The 963-nt window shown below is 51.6% G+C and carries 1 tRNA gene and 2 rRNA genes; all 3 read left to right on the top strand.

The features are described 5' to 3' along the window. Positions 1-107: ribosomal RNA gene (locus K5Y32_RS24780) — 16S ribosomal RNA — on the top strand; the annotation flags it as partial. An 87-nt stretch (positions 108-194) separates the two neighbouring features. Beyond that, positions 195-269, top strand: a tRNA-Glu gene (locus K5Y32_RS24775). Between the two features lie 213 nt (positions 270-482). Beyond that, positions 483-963, top strand: a 23S ribosomal RNA gene (locus K5Y32_RS24770); the annotation flags it as partial.

Below are 963 nucleotides of genomic sequence, written 5' to 3'. Positions count from 1 at the left end.
TAGGTAGCTTAACCTTCGGGAGGGCGCTTACCACTTTGTGATTCATGACTGGGGTGAAGTCGTAACAAGGTAACCGTAGGGGAACCTGCGGTTGGATCACCTCCTTACCTGAAGATACCTTCCCGCGCAGTGCTCACACAGATTGTCTGATAAAAAGTAATGAGCAAGACGGCTGCGAAGTCGTGACACATCGTGTCCCCTTCGTCTAGCGGTTAGGACTCCGCCCTTTCACGGCGGCAACAGGGGTTCGAATCCCCTAGGGGACGCCACTTGCTTGGTGACAGGTGAAAGGTGTCTCCACGAAGTATCTCAAAACTGACTTAACCGTCATGTTTGAGATACTGCTCTTTAACAATCCGGAACAAGCTGAAAATTGAAACGACGTATCGTCTTCATTCTCCGTAATAAGAATGAAGCGGCGATATGTTCGAGTCTCTCAATGCCTGCAGTCCCAAGCGTTGCAAAACGCCTGTGGGTTGTGAGGTTAAGCGACTAAGCGTACACGGTGGATGCCCTGGCAGTCAGAGGCGATGAAGGACGTGCTAATCTGCGTAAAGCGTCGGTAAGGTGATATGAACCGCTACAGCCGACGATGTCCGAATGGGGAAACCCGGTGCACTCAGTGCATCATCGCAACATGAATACATAGTGTTGCGAGGCGAACCCGGGGAACTGAAACATCTAAGTACCCGGAGGAAAAGAAATCAACCGAGATTCCCCCAGTAGCGGCGAGCGAACGGGGAACAGCCCAGAACCTGAATCAGTTTGTGCATTAGTGGAAGCGTCTGGAAAGTCGCACGATACCGGGTGATAGTCCCGTACACGAAAGTGCACAGATTGTGAGTTCGAAGAGTAGGGCGGGACACGTGGTATCCTGTCTGAATATGGGGGGACCATCCTCCAAGGCTAAATACTCCTGACTGACCGATAGTGAACCAGTACCGTGAGGGAAAGGCGAAAAGA

It is taken from the genome of Pantoea sp. DY-15 (assembly GCF_019795935.1).
Taxonomy (GTDB): Bacteria; Pseudomonadota; Gammaproteobacteria; order Enterobacterales; family Enterobacteriaceae; genus Pantoea; species Pantoea leporis.
This window is presented reverse-complemented; position numbering and strand designations above follow the sequence as displayed.